This is a genomic window from Hahella sp. CCB-MM4, assembly GCF_002260525.1.
GTDB lineage: Bacteria > Pseudomonadota > Gammaproteobacteria > Pseudomonadales > Oleiphilaceae > Hahella.
In genome coordinates, this window is sequence record NZ_MRYI01000078.1 from 1 (window position 1) to 488 (window position 488).

The following is a 488-nucleotide window of genomic DNA, read 5'->3' on the forward strand; positions in this document are numbered from 1 at the left end:
GGTCCCGGCCGGGTCCGCACCGCCGCCGGCGAGCAGCGCCGCCCGGGCGTCGAGGAAGTCCCGGACCCGCTCGCCGATCCGTTCCACGGTGGCCAGGGCCGCCTCCTGCACCCCGGTCCCGTGGTGGTGGGCCAGCACCGCCACCAGGTTGCACCGCTCCTCGCGGGACAGTTCCTTGGGCGCGGAGAACAGGTCGTTCGTCCAGGCGGCGACGTCCGCGGCGCACTCCACCAGCTGCCGGTGGGCCTCGCCGCCGACGAAGCCGTCGGGCAGTTCCCGGCCCCGGGCGTACTCCACCAGGTCGAAGTGCCAGATCACGGGCGAGGAGATGCGGCGCCAGGGGACGTACTCGTCCGGGGCGGGCGGCCGAGCCGAGTGGGCGCGGGGCGAGCCCGCCTCGGTGTTGGTGCGGTCCCAGTCGGCGAGATGTCTGCGGTAACTCTTCCGCCCGGGCGGACTCATGGGCTCCTCGGACGGCGGCAGCAACG

Annotated in this window: 1 protein-coding gene; it reads right to left on the reverse strand. The window is 75.0% G+C overall.

Going from position 1 to position 488, the window contains the following annotated elements:
* Window positions 1-462: terpene synthase family protein (locus BTA51_RS28970; protein ID WP_210404956.1), on the reverse strand; the 462-nt coding region annotated here is incomplete at its 3' end.
* Window positions 463-488: the final 26 nt, after the last annotated feature.